Origin of the sequence: Streptomyces sp. NPDC050617, assembly GCF_040654795.1 — a bacterium.
In the GTDB taxonomy this organism is placed as follows: Bacteria; Actinomycetota; Actinomycetes; order Streptomycetales; family Streptomycetaceae; genus Streptomyces.
Genome location: NZ_JBFAIS010000006.1, coordinates 276,995 through 291,233, shown reverse-complemented (window position 1 = coordinate 291,233; position 14,239 = coordinate 276,995). Strand labels below are relative to the sequence as shown.

At 73.8% G+C, this 14,239-nt stretch carries 15 protein-coding genes; 7 read left to right on the top strand and 8 right to left on the bottom strand.

Going from position 1 to position 14,239, the window contains the following annotated elements:
* Nucleotides 1-4 precede the first annotated feature (4 nt).
* The 4 genes from AB0I49_RS11440 to AB0I49_RS11425 form a co-directional block, all read right to left on the bottom strand.
* The gene (locus AB0I49_RS11440) at nucleotides 5-1,102 is read right to left on the bottom strand and encodes an FAD-dependent oxidoreductase (RefSeq protein WP_363226655.1); all 1,098 of its coding nucleotides are present in this window, start codon (nucleotides 1,100-1,102) and stop codon (nucleotides 5-7) included.
* Between the two features lie 61 nt (nucleotides 1,103-1,163).
* The gene (locus AB0I49_RS11435; RefSeq protein ID WP_363226654.1) at nucleotides 1,164-1,337 is read right to left on the bottom strand and encodes a hypothetical protein; all 174 of its coding nucleotides are present in this window, start codon (nucleotides 1,335-1,337) and stop codon (nucleotides 1,164-1,166) included.
* Nucleotides 1,338-1,344: 7 nt separating this feature from the next.
* A complete protein-coding gene (locus AB0I49_RS11430; RefSeq protein WP_363226653.1) occupies nucleotides 1,345-1,764 on the bottom strand; it encodes a helix-turn-helix transcriptional regulator in 420 nt (139 codons plus the stop codon).
* A 157-nt stretch (nucleotides 1,765-1,921) separates the two neighbouring features.
* A complete protein-coding gene (locus AB0I49_RS11425) occupies nucleotides 1,922-2,314 on the bottom strand; it encodes a DUF5997 family protein (protein ID WP_363226652.1) in 393 nt (130 codons plus the stop codon).
* A gap of 59 nt (nucleotides 2,315-2,373) precedes the next feature.
* Between AB0I49_RS11425 and AB0I49_RS11420 the strand changes: the two genes are divergently transcribed.
* Nucleotides 2,374-3,186, top strand: a complete 813-nt coding sequence (locus tag AB0I49_RS11420) for a LysR substrate-binding domain-containing protein (RefSeq protein ID WP_363226651.1) — start codon at nucleotides 2,374-2,376, stop codon at nucleotides 3,184-3,186.
* 28 nt (nucleotides 3,187-3,214) lie between these two features.
* Here AB0I49_RS11420 and AB0I49_RS11415 read toward each other — a convergent pair whose 3' ends face one another.
* Nucleotides 3,215-3,793 carry a TetR/AcrR family transcriptional regulator gene (locus AB0I49_RS11415; protein WP_363226650.1) on the bottom strand — a complete coding sequence of 193 codons (579 nt, stop codon included), beginning with the start codon at nucleotides 3,791-3,793 and terminating at the stop codon, nucleotides 3,215-3,217.
* A 375-nt stretch (nucleotides 3,794-4,168) separates the two neighbouring features.
* Here AB0I49_RS11415 and AB0I49_RS11410 point away from each other — a divergent pair, with 375 nt between their 5' ends.
* The 6 genes from AB0I49_RS11410 to AB0I49_RS11385 all read left to right on the top strand — a co-directional run bounded on the left by AB0I49_RS11410 (nucleotide 4,169) and on the right by AB0I49_RS11385 (nucleotide 11,432).
* On the top strand, nucleotides 4,169-4,762 hold the full coding sequence (locus AB0I49_RS11410) for a 2Fe-2S iron-sulfur cluster-binding protein (RefSeq protein ID WP_363226649.1): 594 nt from the start codon (nucleotides 4,169-4,171) through the stop codon (nucleotides 4,760-4,762).
* Nucleotides 4,759-5,751: a xanthine dehydrogenase family protein subunit M gene (locus AB0I49_RS11405; protein ID WP_363226648.1), complete on the top strand. Its 993-nt coding sequence runs from the start codon at nucleotides 4,759-4,761 to the stop codon at nucleotides 5,749-5,751. The genes AB0I49_RS11410 and AB0I49_RS11405 overlap by 4 nt, the downstream gene beginning before the upstream one ends.
* Complete coding sequence (locus tag AB0I49_RS11400) at nucleotides 5,748-7,901, top strand: xanthine dehydrogenase family protein molybdopterin-binding subunit (protein ID WP_363226647.1); 2,154 nt, start codon at nucleotides 5,748-5,750, stop codon at nucleotides 7,899-7,901. The genes AB0I49_RS11405 and AB0I49_RS11400 overlap by 4 nt, the downstream gene beginning before the upstream one ends.
* 73 nt (nucleotides 7,902-7,974) lie before the next feature.
* Nucleotides 7,975-9,159, top strand: coding sequence for an XdhC/CoxI family protein (locus AB0I49_RS11395; protein ID WP_363226646.1), 1,185 nt, complete (start codon nucleotides 7,975-7,977; stop codon nucleotides 9,157-9,159).
* 135 nt (nucleotides 9,160-9,294) lie between these two features.
* A complete protein-coding gene (locus AB0I49_RS11390; RefSeq protein WP_363226645.1) occupies nucleotides 9,295-10,512 on the top strand; it encodes a cysteine desulfurase-like protein in 1,218 nt (405 codons plus the stop codon).
* A gap of 125 nt (nucleotides 10,513-10,637) precedes the next feature.
* On the top strand, nucleotides 10,638-11,432 hold the full coding sequence (locus AB0I49_RS11385; RefSeq protein ID WP_363226644.1) for a SpcZ: 795 nt from the start codon (nucleotides 10,638-10,640) through the stop codon (nucleotides 11,430-11,432).
* A gap of 44 nt (nucleotides 11,433-11,476) precedes the next feature.
* On the opposite strand, the gene AB0I49_RS11380 is transcribed toward AB0I49_RS11385, so the two are convergent.
* The 3 genes from AB0I49_RS11380 to AB0I49_RS11370 form a co-directional block, all read right to left on the bottom strand.
* Nucleotides 11,477-12,349 carry a TauD/TfdA family dioxygenase gene (locus AB0I49_RS11380; RefSeq protein ID WP_363226643.1) on the bottom strand — a complete coding sequence of 291 codons (873 nt, stop codon included), beginning with the start codon at nucleotides 12,347-12,349 and terminating at the stop codon, nucleotides 11,477-11,479.
* A 63-nt stretch (nucleotides 12,350-12,412) separates the two neighbouring features.
* Nucleotides 12,413-13,126: a hypothetical protein gene (locus AB0I49_RS11375; RefSeq protein ID WP_363226642.1), complete on the bottom strand. Its 714-nt coding sequence runs from the start codon at nucleotides 13,124-13,126 to the stop codon at nucleotides 12,413-12,415.
* Nucleotides 13,089-14,228, bottom strand: coding sequence for a GSCFA domain-containing protein (locus AB0I49_RS11370; RefSeq protein ID WP_363226641.1), 1,140 nt, complete (start codon nucleotides 14,226-14,228; stop codon nucleotides 13,089-13,091). The genes AB0I49_RS11375 and AB0I49_RS11370 overlap by 38 nt, the downstream gene beginning before the upstream one ends.
* Nucleotides 14,229-14,239 lie beyond the last annotated feature (11 nt).

Here is a 14,239-nt window from a genome sequence, read left to right as displayed (position 1 = left end):
ATGCTCAGCGCAGCGGGTCGTACGCCGCCAGGTCGATCCCCGGGTCGGTCCGGCGCGCGAGCCGCGCCGCGACCACACCCGCGTAGGGGCCGATCGTCAGGCCCGACGCCCCCAGGCCGTTGGCCACGACCAGCCCGGGGACCTGCGGCACGGGCCCGAGCAGCGGCAGGACGTCGGGGCCCATCGGACGGAACCCGATGCGGGTCTCCACGTGCGTGGCGCCCGCCAGCCCGGGGGCCGCCGACAGCGCCTCGCCGAGCACCTCCGCCATGCCGGCCGCGGTCACCCGGTGGTCGAATCCGGCGTGGTCCTCGCGGGTCGCACCGACCACGACCCGCGAGTCGTCGAAGGCCAAGAGGTAGTGCGGCGTACGCGTCAGCACGACCGGCCAGTCCGCGGTGTCCACACCGGGCAGCCGCAGATGCATGATCTGGCCGCGCTGCGGCGCGACGCGCACCCGGACGCCGATCGGTTCGAGCAGCCGCGGCGACCAGGCGCCCGCCGCCGCGATCACGGCGTCCGCGCCGAGGAGCTCGCCGTCGACCCGCACCCCGCGGACGGCGCCGTCGGCGACGATCGCGGCCGTGCCGTCGACGATCCGGGCGCCCCGCCGGACCGCAGCGCGGCGCAGCGCGTCGCGGACCGCGCGGCCGTCCAGGCGCGCTGCCCCCGGCACGTGGATGGCCGGGCCCTCGTGCGCGAGGGGCGGGAAGAGTTCGCGGGCCCGGCGGGCGGTGATCAGCTCGGGCTCCCCGGCCGTCGGGGACTCCGTGGCGCGCTCGGCCACGCGCCGCAGCGCCTCGTCGGACTCGGCCTCGGAGACCAGCCGCAGCGAGCCGACTCGCCGGTAGCCGAGCTCGGTCTCCCCGTCGGCGGACAGCGACGCCAGCAGTCCCTGGTAGTGCTCCGCCCCGGTGACCGCTATCCGGTGCCAGTCCGGGTCCTCCACCCGCGAGGACCACGGGCAGATGATGCCCGCGCCGGCCGATGTCGCTCGGCCCGGGGTCAGCGAGTCCACCAGGACCACGTCCACTCCGGTCCGGGCCAGCTCGTAGCCGGCCGACGCACCGACGATGCCGCTGCCGACGATCACCACTCGCATGTCTCGCTCCTCCTGGTTCGGATCTGATGCGACTGTTCTCTTCACCGTGCGGCGCTGTCTCTCACCGCTCGCCGCCCGTGCGCCGCTGAATCCATGGGGATATCAGGTGCATGACAATGCTGGTCGCCATCGCCGCCGCACCCACCCCGGCGAAATAGGCGACCTCGGTCGTCGGGCGGTAGAGCTGGACCAACTGCCCGTTGATGCCTCCTGCCGCGGCGGGGCCAGGAACCACAGGCTCATCATCTGGGCCAGGAAGGCCCGCGGCGCGAGCCTGTCGCCACGCCCGTCCTGGCCCTGGCTTTGCCTGGCTGTGGCTCGCGCTCGCCCATCACCACGCGCAGGGCGTCCGGGGCGTCGCGCCGGGTGATCGCGTACGCCTGCGGGCTCCCGCGGCCGGCCGCGCCCAGCAGCTCGACCGCGCCCACGTCCAGCGCGCTCGCCAGCGCGAACAACGAGGTCAGGGAGATGGAGTTGATGCCGAGTTCGGCCAGTGAGAGGAAGTCCGCCGACAGCCCGCAGTGTTCCGCCAGGCCCCGCAGGGTCAAGCCGCGCTCGGTGCGGATCCGCTTGATCTCCGCCCCCACCAGCCGGGCCGGAGCGGGCGGTGTCGACCACGTTCCCGTCCCTTCCCTTCCCTCGGGTACCGGGATTTTAGTCACGCCAAACAGAAGCGTTTAATGCTTAACGCTCGATCATTCCGCCCGTCCGCCCGTCCGCCCGTACGCGAACACGCCCGGCCAGTGGCCGGGCGTGCTGGTGGTGCGGATGGCCGCATCAACGTACGGCCGTATCAACGTGCGGCCGGGCGGGCCGGGGTCAGTTCTGCTGTTCCTCGCGCTCCGCCCGCTTGGCCTTGATGCGCACGTTCTCCTTGCGGACCTCGGCCTGGGTGGCGCGCTCCTTCTGGAGCCATTCGGGCAGTTCCTGCTTCAGCGCGTCGATCTGCTCGGTGGTGAGCGGCTCCGTGATCCCGCCGCGGGCGAGACCCGAGATGGAGACGCCCAGCTTCGCCGCGACCACCGGCCGGGGGTGCGGGCCGTCGCGCCGCAGGTCCAGCAGCCACTGGGGCGGGTCGGCCTGCAGGGCGTTCAGCTCGGTGCGCGAGACGACACCCTCCTGGAACTCGGCGGGGGTGGCCTCGAGGTACACACCCAGCTTCTTCGCCGCGGTCGCGGGCTTCATGGTCTGGGTGGTCTGGTGCGACGTCATGGTGTCAAGGGTATCGATCGTGTGCGCTACCGCCGACCAGGAGCCGGTAGCCTGACCCGGTGACCGGCTCCCAGACACCTCCGTCCTTCCAGCTCGCGTACGTACCGGGGGTGACGCCCACGAAGTGGGTGCGGATCTGGCACGAGCGGCTGCCGGACGTACCGCTGACCCTGGTCCAGGTGACCGCCGCCGAGGCGTGCGGGGTGCTGCGGGACGGCGGCGCGGACGCGGGGTTCGTACGGCTGCCGGTCGACGGCGCGGACCTCAGCGCCATCCCCCTCTACACCGAGACGACCGTGGTCGTGGTCCCGAAGGACCATGTGGTCGCGGCGGTCGACGAGGTGTCCGCCGGGGAGCTGGCCGACGAGATCGTGCTGCACCCCCTCGACGAGACCCTCGACTGGGAGCACCGGCCGGGGCAGCCCGCCAAGGACCGCCCCGCCACGACGGCGGACGCCGTCGAGCTGGTGGCGGCCGGGGTGGGGGTGCTCGTCGTGCCGCAGTCGCTCGCCCGGCTGCACCACCGCAAGGACCTGACCTACCGGCCGCTCACGGACGCGCCGGAGTCGCGGGTCGCGCTGTCGTGGCCGCAGGAGAAGACCACGGATCTGGTGGAGGACTTCATCGGGATCGTCCGCGGCCGGACCGTCAACAGCACCCGCGGCCGGGCCCAGGCCGCGGCCCGGCAGCCGAAGAAGGCCACGGGTCCCGAAGGCGAGGGCGCGCGCCGTAAGCCCGCGGGCGGCAAGCCGGCGGCCAGGTCGGCGGCGGGCGGGCCGAGGGGCGGCAGCGGCGGGAGGCCCGGGAAGGGCGGCAAGCCCGCGAAGGGGAACAAGGGGAGCAAGGGCGGCAGGCCCCGTCGGCGGTCGTAGCCGTCACGGCCGGGTCGCGCCGCTTCGTTCACCGTCCGGGCGCTCCAGCCCGCAGTCCGTCCATGACCAGGTCCAGGAGCCGGGTCGCGCGCGTCCGCCAGTCCCCGTGCGGATCGATGTGCCACAGGCCGGAGATGGCGAGCATGAAGTCCTCGGGGGTGACCCCCGGGCGGATGGTGCCCGCCTCGTGGTTCGCCCGCAGCAGGAGCGTGACGGCCGAGGTCAGCGGGCCGTAGCCCAGCCCGGCGAGGGTGCCGGCCCCGCTGGTGGCCTTGCGCAGCGCGTCGGCCAGGCCGGCCTTGACCATGGCGTACTCGGCGAGCCGGTCCATCCACTCGCGCAGCGCGCGGTCCGGGGCGTGGGCCGCCAGCAGCTGCGCGGCGGAGTCGGAGACCTGCTTGACCCCGTACTGGTAGACCTCCAGCACGAGTGACTGGCGGTTGGGGAAGTTGCGGTAGAACGTGCCCTGCCCGACGCCCGCCTTCTTCGCGATCGCGCTCAGCGGGACGTCGCCGGACCGTGTCAGCTCGGCCAGCGCCACCGTCAGGATGCGTTCGCGATTCTGCTGCGCGTCCGAGCGCAGCGGCGCGTCTCTCTTCTCCTGCACTCGTCCTCCTCCCGGAGCCACGGCTTCCCGTTCCGGCGGCTTCCGTTTCCACGGCTCCCGTTCGCACGGCTTCCGGTTCCGCGGTTTCCGTCCGCGGCGCCTGCCGGATTTACGGCTTCCCGGAATCGCGGCTGGAACCGCCTTGTTAAGCGGACAACTGTCCGTTAGGTTGAAGCCCAACGGACAAGTGTCCACTTAGGTCCACCTTAGCGGCATCCACGGCCGGTGGCGATCGTGACCGGTCGTCCTGTCACCGGTCGCGCCGCAGGTGGCTGGGGCGGCAGCGGCCGTCCGGCCGCCCGCTCGACCACGCCGGGGCAAGGGGCCGCACCCCGACACCCCGCCGCGTACCGCATACGCGAAAGAAGGCTGATCATGGCCCTACCGACGTCCAGTGCCATCACTTTGAACATCAACGGCGAGAAGCACAGCCTGCCCGTCGACCACCGCACGACCCTGCTCGATGCCCTGCGCGAGCGCCTCGATCTGACCGGCACGAAGAAGGGCTGCGACCAAGGCCAGTGCGGCGCCTGCACGGTGCTGATCGACGGGCGGCGGGCCGTGTCCTGCCTCCAGCTCGCGGTCGCCGCCGAGGGGCGGGAGATCACCACCATCGAGGGCGTCGCGGACGGCGACACGCTGCACCCGGTGCAGCAGGCGTTCCTCGACCTCGACGGCTACCAGTGCGGCTACTGCACGCCCGGCCAGATATGTTCCGCCCTCGGCGTCATCGAGGAGCACGCCGCCGGCTGGCCGAGCGCCGTCACCGCCGACGTCCGGCCCGAGGCGGGGGCGCCGCAGCTCACCGCCGAGGAGATCAGCGAGCGGATGAGCGGCAACCTGTGCCGCTGCGGCGCGTACGTGTCGATCGTGCAGGCCGTCGCCCGCGCGGCCGGGCTCGCGGCGGAGGGTGCACCGGACGCGCCCCGACAGTCAGGCGACACAGCGGAATCGGGAGCGGCGGTATGAGGGAATTCGGCTATCAGCGGGTGTTCGACGTCTCCGGCGCGGTCGCGCTGCTGGACGCGGACCCCGAGGCGCGCTTCCTCGGCGGCGGCACCAACCTCGTCGACCTCATGAAGACCGGCGTCGAGCGGCCCGCGCGCCTCATCGACGTACGCGAACTGCCCCTCGGCCGCATCGAGTCCACGCCGGACGGCGGGCTCCGCATCGGCGCGACCGTCACCAACAGCGAGCTGGCCGCCGACCCCGAGGTGCGGCGCAGGTACCCCGCGCTGGCTCAGGCCGTCCTCGCGGGCGCCTCCGGGCAACTGCGCAACATGGCGACCGTCGGCGGAAACCTGCTCCAGCGCACCCGCTGCGCCTACTTCGCCGACACGGCCCAGCCGTGCAACAAACGCGCCCCCGGCAGCGGCTGCCCCGCCATCGAGGGCGAGCACCACAACCACGCCATCCTCGGGGCCTCCGCGCACTGCGTGGCCACCCACCCCTCGGACATGGGCGTGGCGCTCGCCGCCTTCGACGCCTCCGTCTCGTACGAAACGGCCGACGGGCCGGGGGAGTTGCCGCTCGCCGAGTTCTATCTGCCCGTGGGCGACACCCCGCACCTGGAGACCGCGCTGCCGGCCGGCGCGCTGATCACCGGCGTCACCCTGCCGCCCGCCCCCGTCGCCGCCGTCTCCCGCTACCGCAAGGTGCGCGAGCGCGCTTCGTACGCCTTCGCCATCGGCTCGATCGCCGCCGCCCTCGACGTCGAGGAGGGCGCCGTACGCGAGGTGCGCCTCGCCTTCGGGGCGGTCGCGTCCCGCCCGTGGCGCGCCCGTACTGCGGAACAGGCGCTGACCGGGGGACCGGCCACCGCCGACGCGTTCGCCGCCGCGGCGGACGCCGAACTGGCCGCGGCCGAGCCGCTGCCCCACAACGGATACAAGGTGACGCTGATGCGCAACCTCGTCGTCGCCGTACTGACCGAACTCACCCAGGAGGCCGCCCGATGACGGTGACGACCGGAACCGCTGCGGTCACCGGCGCCGTTGGCACCGCGCACACCCGAGTGGAGGGCCGCGAGAAGGTCACCGGAGCGGCCCGCTACGCCGGGGAGATCCCGTTCGCCGAACTCGCCCACGGCTGGCTGGTGCTGTCCACCGTCGCCCGCGGCCGCGTCAGCGCCGTGGAGACCGGGCCCGTGCTCGCGATGCCCGGCGTCCTCGCCGTGCTGCACCACGGCAACGCCCCGCGCGTCGAGTCGGAGTACATGACGCCCATGGGGCCGCCCGACCCGATCCTCCAGGTCTTCCAGCACGACCGGGTGCCGCACCTCGGCTGGCCCGTGGCGCTCGTCGTCGCCGAGACGTCCGAGCAGGCGCGCGAGGCCGCCGAGGCGCTGACCGTCCGCTACGAGGAGGAGCCGCACGACGTCGCCTTCTCGGCGGAACACCCCGGCCTGTACGCGCCGGACGCGCCCCAGGGCCCGCCGTCGGACACGGAGAAAGGGGACCTCGAAGCCCAACTGGCCGCGTCCGCGGTCGTGGTGGACGAGCGGTACACCACGCCCGAAGAGCACCACAACCCGATGGAGCCGCACGCGGCGACGGCGCGCTGGGACAGCGGCCGGCTCGAAGTCGTCGACTCCAACCAGGGCAGCATGTTCGTGGCCCAGGAGCTCGCGAGCATCTTCTCCCTCGACGCGGAGTCGGTGCGGGTACGGTCCGAGCACGTCGGCGGCGGCTTCGGGTCCAAGGCGGTCCGCCCGCACCAGGTGGTCGCCGCGATGGCGGCGACCGTGCTGCACCGCCCGGTCCGCGTCGTACTGACCCGCCGTCAGATGTTCTCGCTCGTCGGCTACCGCACCCCGACCGAGCAGCGCGTGCGGCTCGGCGCCGACGCGGACGGCCGGCTGCTCGCCCTCGACCACCAGGCGTTCTCCGTCACCTCGACGTTCCGCGAGTTCGTCGAGCGCAGTGCCGACGTGTCGCGCGTGATGTACGACGCCGAGGCGCACCGCACCGCGCACCGCCTCGTACGGCTCGACGTGCCCACGCCGAGCTGGATGCGCGCGCCGGGCGAGGCGCCGGGCTCCTTCGCGCTGGAGTCGGCCTTCGACGAGCTCGCCGAGAAGTGCGGCGTCGACCCGATCGAGCTGCGGGTGCGCAACGAACCGGCCGCGGGGCCCGTCTCCGGGCTGCCCTTCGCCACCCGCCGCCTGCCCGAGTGCTTCCGGGAGGGCGCCCGCAGGTTCGGCTGGGCGGACCGGGATCCGCGCCCCGGCCTGCGCCGCGACGGACGCTGGCTGCTCGGCACCGGCACCGCGGCGGCCTCGTTCTTCGTCGGAGCCGCCCCGTCCACGGCCGCCGTCACGGCGGAGGCGGACGGAACCTTCACCGTGCGGATCACCGCCGCGGACATCGGGACCGGGGCCCGCACCGCACTGACCCTGGTCGCCGCGGACGCGCTGGAGGTCGCACCGGAACGCATCCATATGAAGATCGGCGACAGCGACTTCGGGCCGGCGATGCTCGCCGGCGGTTCGATGGGCACCCGCTCCTGGTCCTGGGCCATCACGCAGGCCGCGCGCGACCTGCGCGAGCAACTCGCCCTGGGCGGCGCCATTCCCCCGCAGGGGATCACCGCGCGGTCCAACACCGCCGAGGCGATCGCCGCGCTGGCGGCCAAGGAACGGCACTCCTTCGGCGCGCAGTTCGCGGAGGTCGCCGTGGACGTCGCCACGGGCGAGGTGAGGGTCCGGCGGATGCTCGGGATCTTCGCCGCGGGCCGGATCATCAACCCGCTGACCGCGCGCGGCCAGTTCGTCGGCGGCATGATCTGGGGGCTGTCCATGGCGCTGCACGAGGAAGCGGCCAGGGACCGGGCGTCGGGCGGCGTCGTCGGCGCCGACCTCGCGGGCTACCACTTCGCCGCGAACGCCGACATCCCGCACATCGAGGCGGACTGGATCGACGACCCGGACCCGGACGACCCCGTCGGGATCAAGGGGATCGGAGAGGTCGGCATCGTGGGGGTCGCGGCGGCCATCGCCAACGCGGTCTGGCACGCCACCGGCGTACGCCACCGCGCCCTGCCGATCCGGCCCGACCGCGTCCTGCTCGCGGGCGCGGCGAGCGCGTCCGCGGGCGGCGGGGCCGCCTGAGCCCCGAGCCCCGAGCGGCACGCGGGGCGGGGCGGCCGTCGCCGGCCGCCCCGCGTACAGAGAGGAGACCGACATGCTGGACATCGCCGACGACCTGAACCGATGGGTGGAGGAGGGCCGTGACTTCGCCGTCGCCACCGTCGTGGCCGTCGAGGGCAGCGCGCCCCGGTCGCCCGGAGCCGCCCTCGCCGTCGACGGCGACGGCGTGGTCATCGGCTCGGTCTCCGGCGGCTGCGTGGAAGGGGCGGTGTACGAACTGTGCGTACAGGCCCTCCAGGACGGCGAACCGGTCCTGGAGCGGTTCGGCTACAGCGCCGAGGACGCCTTCGCGGTCGGTCTGACCTGCGGCGGTGTCATCGAGGTCCTCGTCACGCCGGTGACTGCGCGGGCGCCCGGCCGGGAGGTGTTCGCGGCGGCGCTGGCCGCCGCCGCGCGCGGCGAGACCGCGGCCCTCGTCCGCGTGGCCCGAAGCCCCGATGGGCCGCCGCCCGCCGGCGTCCTGCTCGTCCACCCCGACGGCACGTACGAGGGCGGGCTCGACGGACCCGCCGAACTGTCCCGCACGGCGGCGGCGGAGGCCCGCGCCCTGCTGGCCGCGGGCCGCACCGGAACCGTCGACGTCTCCACGGCCGGCCGGCACTGCGAACCGGACCGCACCCTGCTCGTCGAGTCCAGCGTGCCGCCGCCCCGCATGATCGTCTTCGGTGCGGTGGACTTCGCGTCGGCCCTCGTGCGTACGGGCAAGTTCCTCGGCTACCACGTGACCCTGTGCGACGCCCGGCCCGTCTTCGCCACCCGCGTCCGCTTCCCCGAGGCCGACGACATCGTGGTCGAGTGGCCGCACCGCTACCTCCGGCGCACCGCGACCGACAGCCGCACGGTCCTGTGCGTACTGACCCACGACGCCAAGTTCGACGTGCCCCTGTTGGAGGAGGCCCTGCGGCTGCCGGTCGCCTTCGTCGGCGCGATGGGCTCCCGCCGCACCCACGAGGACCGCGACCGCCGACTCCGCGAGGTCGGCCTCACCGAGACCGAACTCGCCCGCCTCCACTCACCGATCGGCCTCGACCTCGGCGCCCGCACGCCCGAGGAGACCGCCCTCTCCATCGCCGCCGAAATCGTCGCCGCCAGAGAAGGCGGCACGGGCCGCCCGCTGACGGGCGCGGAGACGCCGATCCACCGCGAGGCGGGCCGCGGTACGGGCCGCGACGCGGACCGGGCGGGGCCGGGTGCGGTGGGCGCGCACGCGGCGGCTTGAGGGGCTGCGCCCCGCCTGTGCCGCCCAGGGACGGCCCCGGCGGCAGCAGGTCTTCGTCCCGTCAAGCGGCTGATCCCGGACGGCCGGTGTGATCGGCCTTCCCAGCGGGTCCCGGTGGGGGCCAGGCTGATCCTCATGGGATTTGATGTAGCAGCCATACGTGCCATGTATCCCGCCCTGCGCGACGGATACGCCTACCTCGACGGCGCCGCCGGCACCCAGGTGCCGACGGCCGTGATCGACGCCGTCGCCGCCGCCTGCCGGGCCGGGATCGGCAACGCCGGCGGGCCGTTCCCGGCCAGTCGACGCGCGGAGGCGGTCGTCGCCGAGGCCCGGAGCGCGGTGGCCGACCTGGTGGGCGGCGAGCCGGGCGGAGTGGTGCTCGGGCCGAACGCCACGACGCTGGTGTACCGCCTCGCGCCGGTCCTCGCCGACACCTGGCGGCCCGGCGACCGCATCGTGCTCTCCCGCCTCGACCACGACGCCAACGTCCGGCCCTGGGCGCAGGCCGCCGCCCGCGCGGGGGTCGAGGTGCGGTGGGCCGAAGCGGACCCCTCCACCGGCGAGTTGCCGGCCGAGCAGTACGACGCGCTCCTCGACGAGCGCACCCGGCTGGTCGCCGTCACCGCCGCGAGCAACATCCTCGGCACCCGTCCCGACGTCGCCGCGATCACCGCCAAGGCGCACGCGGCCGGTGCGCTGACCTTCGTCGACGGCGTCCACGCGACGCCGCACGGCCCCGTCGACGTACGGGAGACGGGCGCGGACTTCTTCATCACCAGCGCCTACAAATGGTCGGGACCGCACGTCGGGGCTCTCATCGCCGCGCCCGAACTGCTGGACACCCTGCGGCCCGACAAGCTGCTGCCCGCGCCCGACGGGGTACCGGAGCGGTTCGAGACCGGCACCCCGCCGTACGCGGACTTCGCCGGGCTCGCGGCGGCCGTGGACCACCTGGCCTCGCTCGCCGCCCCCGACCCGTCGCTCTCCCGCCGCCGGCGGCTGCTCGCTTCGATGGCGGCGGTGGAGCGTTACGAGCACGAGCTGTTCGGCACTCTGCTGCACGGCCTGGAGGAGCTGCCGTACGTCACGCTGTACGGTAAGCCCGCCCGTCGCACCGCCACCGCCTTCTTCCGGGTGGCCGGCCGCACCCCGCGCGAGGTCGCCGAACACCTCGCGGACCAGCGCGTGAACGTATGGCACGGCCACAACTACGCCTGGGAGCTGACCGGCGCCCTCGGCCTGCGGGAGAGCGGCGGCGCGGTCCGGGCGGGACTCGTCCACTACAACGACCGCTCCGACGTCGACCGCCTGCTCAGCGCCGTCGCGGAGCTCGGGGCGGGCGACGGCTGAGGGTTGAGGGACGGGGGAGGGCCGAGGGCTCCGGCATTCCGTACGGGAGATCGCCGGGTTACGGTGATGATCCCTGGCGGAGGCCGGAGCACCAGCGGCCGCGACAGCCCACACAGGAGAGACGGATGACTCTTCCCCCGGCCGCACCCGAGACGTTCGACCAGTTCCTCGCCCGGCTCGAAGAAGGCCAAGCGGCCGGCTCGTACGACGGCGCCCCGGCGCCCTGGCCCGCGCAGGTCATCGGCGCGCTCTTCGACGGCCAGGACGCCGCCGCAGCCGCGAGGTGGGCCCGGCGCGTCCACGGCGAACTCGCGCGCCGCGGCGGGGACGTGCCCTTCGCCGTGGTCCACGACTGGCACGCGGGCACCGTCGCGCCGCTGCTGGCGGAGGCCGCCGCGCGCCGCGGCGACGACGCCGGGCCCCAGGAGGCGGTGCGGGCGCTGCACGTACGGGCGCTGGCGGGGGAGCGGGTCGGGGCGGACGCGTGGGAGGCGGCGCTCGGCGCGGCGCTGGCGGAGGTGTACCGGCACGCCTACGCCTACGGCGAGGCGTTCGCCACGGCCTCCGCCGACGCCCACGCCTACGCGATGGCGAACGACTACGGCGAGCAGAAGGCCGCCGAGTTCGCCGACAGCTACGCGAAGCTCAGCACCGACGCCAACGCCCGCTCCTACGCCGCCGCCAACACGCTCGCGAACGCCCGCGCCGCCGCTGCCGCGTACGCGTCGGCAGACGCCCGCGCCTACGCCGAGACCTACCCCTTCGCCCACGTACGCGCCTACGCCCTGGCCCTCGCCGACGGTGACTGTGCCGAGGGCGAGGGCCCGGACGAGGCCGAGGGCCGCGACGAGCGGCGCCGAGAAGCCTGCGCCCGGCTGGCCGACGGCCTCGCCGACAGCCTGGGCCGGGCGGCGGCCTGAGCCATGGTGCCGTCGCCGCGTGGGGGGCGGACGGGCCGGAGGGCTCAAGCCTGGGGCCGTTGCCCCTTGATGGCGATGCGCTGGCCGTAGCGTGAGTGCGGGTAGTAGTCCCACGTCGCGTGGTGCTGGACGCAGCGGTTGTCCCAGAACACGAGGGTGTTCGGGGCCCAGCGGACTCGGCAGGACAGCATGGGGGTGCCCGCGATGTGGGCGTACAGCATGTCGAGCACCGCTCGGCTCTCGGCGCGGGTGAGCTGCGGTATGTGGGATGTGTAGGCGCCGTTGACGAACAGCAGCTTGCGGCCGGTCTCGGGGTGGCGGGCCACCACCGGGTGCTCGTTCTTGGGCACGACGTAGTCGGCCGGCGGGGTCTCGCCCTGCCAGGGCAGCAGCCCGTCGTGGACCGCCGTCAGCCCGTCGAGGAACGTCTTCATGGCCGGTGACAGCAGCTCGTAGGCCATGTGCATGTCGGCGAACAGTGTGTCCCCGCCGCTGCCGATCTCCGGGGTGCGGGTGATGTAGAGCATCGAGCCGAGCGACGGCTCGGCGTCGGCGGTGCCGTCGGCGTGCCAGCCGTTGCCGGCCACGGCGCGCGAGTCCTTGGTGGTGCTGAGTTCGAGGATGTACGGGTCCGAGTCCTCGACCGGCGCCGCCACAAGGTGCAGTTCGCCGAAGTGGCCGGCGATCCGCTTGTGGTCGTCGCCCGACATGTGCTGGTCCCGGAAGACCAGCACATGGTGGGCGAGGAAGGCGCGCTTGAGCTCGTCTCCCTGATCCTCCGTCAGCTCCTTCGACAGGTCCAGGCCCGAGATCTCCGCGCCGATCAGCGGCGTCAGCGGGTCGACGCCGATGGAGCCGTAGCCCTCCGGCGGCCTGGTGGTGATGCGCTCGACGGCATCCAGTGCGTACTGCTCCATTGCGTCCTCCTGAGGATCGGGGTCGAGGGCGTGTGAGTGGGTGTGGGGTGGTGCCGTGCGGGCTTACAGGCCCCGGTCCAGCAGCTCCGTCAGGATCATCCGGCCGAACGCCAGATTGCCGTGGATCACGTCGTTGCTCTCGCACAGTTCGGGGCGCTGGAAGCCGTCCTCGCCGGTCACGCGCGACCGCAGGTCCACGATCTCCACGCCGGCTTCGGCCAGCGCGCCGCGCACCACGTCCTGCGCCGCCCTGAAGACCACCGGATCGGAGAAGCTCGGCACCCGCTGCGGCCCCATCACGGCCAGCACCCGCAGGCCCACGGCGCGCGCGTGCGCGTAGAAGGCCAGCGCGTCGCGGACCGTGGCGCGGACGACGGCGTCGAACAGCGAACCGGTCAGGAAGCCGGGCGGGAAGCCGCCGTCGCGCGTGCGGTAGATGTGCCAGTTCTGGGTCGTGGCGATGAAGTGCGCGCTGAAGCCGAACGTCGCCACCAGCGGGACCGTCAGCCGGTCGAGTCCAGCCGCGTCCAGCTCGGTCAGGAAGCCGCGGTAGTACGCGTCCGCCTGCGGCTTGCGGAACACGACGTCGCCCTCGCGCACGTCGAAGAAGTCGGCGTTGAAGTCGCGCCCCGCGCCGATCGGTCCACCGCTGAACGCGATTCCGGCCTCCTTCGCGGCCCGACCGATCGGCCCGGCGTGCGAGTCGCCCAGCAGCAGGAACCTGGCCGGGGGCGTCGTGCTAGCGGGGGTTGTAGTAGTCGAGTAGGGCGTCGTCACACCAGATGTCCTCTCCGGCGGCGGGTGTGGGTGTGGGTGCGGCTTCGGCTTGGGGGACGGGGACGGGGACGGGGACGGGGACGGGTGCGGCTTCGGGGCCGGGGTCGGCTGGGCCTTGGGCGAGGCCGTCGAAGAAGTGGCGCATGACGAAGGCGACGCCCTCCGGTGCGACCGTCCGCAGGTTCGGCTCGAAGCACGTCGCCTTGAAGGGGAAGCCCGTGACCAGCTCGTACGCGGGAAAGTAGTCGACGTGGTCCAGTTCCTGGGCCAGTTGGCCGGCCACCGCGCGCAGGACGGACTTGGAGTAGGTGGTGGCCGTGAGGGCGTGGCCGCCGGTGGCCGTCGCGGTCAGCGGCACCGGCGAGACGGTCAGCAGCACCCGCAGCCGGGGGTTGGCGGTGCGGGCCAGCCCGATGGCGGCCGAGAGGTCCTCGTACACCTCGGGGTAGGCGAAGTTGTGGAACGCGTACCGCTCGGCGTCGTACGTGCCGCGCACCGTGCCGGGACACACCGGGTGGACCGTGCCCGTGGCCCGGTCCCGCCACGCCTCGGTCAGGCCGAGGGTGAAGATCAGCACGCCCGCCCCGGACACGGCGCCCCGGACGGCCTTGAGCGTCGCCTCGCGCGCGGCCAGCACCTCCTCGGCCGAAGCGTGGCCCGAGGGCTCGACGGCCGGGCGGAACGGGTCGTAGAAACGGCCGTCCTCGCTCCAGACCTCGTCGGGCGGCGCGGTCTCGCCGTGCGCCCAGGACAGCCACTGCCGCAGCATGGCGGCGGTGTAGATGTTCCCGGTGCGGAAGGAGAACACGCCGTAGTGGCGGGCCGCCCGCTCGGCCTCGGCCAGCCCCGGCGGGGCCGGTTCGGCGTCGCGCCAGTTCATGCCGCGCTCGCGCAGCGCCCGGCCGATATGGCGGGCGAAGCACGAACCGGCGGTCAGGACGGGCTCGTCCTGACCGATGCCGAACTTGGGCGACCACAGACCGCCGATGTCCGCCATGTCCGGCTCGGCCACGGCGGAGCGCCAGAACGAGCGCGGCGGCAGCGATTGATAGGGGTGGCCCGTCGCGGGGTCCGGGCTCGGCCCGGTGCCGGTGGTGTCCAAGTCCAACTCTT

Excerpts from the sequence above, each read along its gene's own strand:
- AB0I49_RS11440 (WP_363226655.1), bottom strand. The coding sequence starts at position 1,102 with ATGCGAGTGGTGATCGTCGGCAGCGGCATCGTCGGTGCGTCGGCCGGC.
- AB0I49_RS11425 (WP_363226652.1), bottom strand. The coding sequence starts at position 2,314 with ATGACGTCGCACCAGACCACCCAGACCATGAAGCCCGCGACCGCGGCG.
- AB0I49_RS11410 (WP_363226649.1), top strand. The coding sequence starts at position 4,169 with ATGGCCCTACCGACGTCCAGTGCCATCACTTTGAACATCAACGGCGAG.
- AB0I49_RS11405 (WP_363226648.1), top strand. The coding sequence starts at position 4,759 with ATGAGGGAATTCGGCTATCAGCGGGTGTTCGACGTCTCCGGCGCGGTC.
- AB0I49_RS11400 (WP_363226647.1), top strand. The coding sequence starts at position 5,748 with ATGACGGTGACGACCGGAACCGCTGCGGTCACCGGCGCCGTTGGCACC.
- AB0I49_RS11395 (WP_363226646.1), top strand. The coding sequence starts at position 7,975 with ATGCTGGACATCGCCGACGACCTGAACCGATGGGTGGAGGAGGGCCGT.
- AB0I49_RS11390 (WP_363226645.1), top strand. The coding sequence starts at position 9,295 with ATGGGATTTGATGTAGCAGCCATACGTGCCATGTATCCCGCCCTGCGC.
- AB0I49_RS11385 (WP_363226644.1), top strand. The coding sequence starts at position 10,638 with ATGACTCTTCCCCCGGCCGCACCCGAGACGTTCGACCAGTTCCTCGCC.
- AB0I49_RS11380 (WP_363226643.1), bottom strand. The coding sequence starts at position 12,349 with ATGGAGCAGTACGCACTGGATGCCGTCGAGCGCATCACCACCAGGCCG.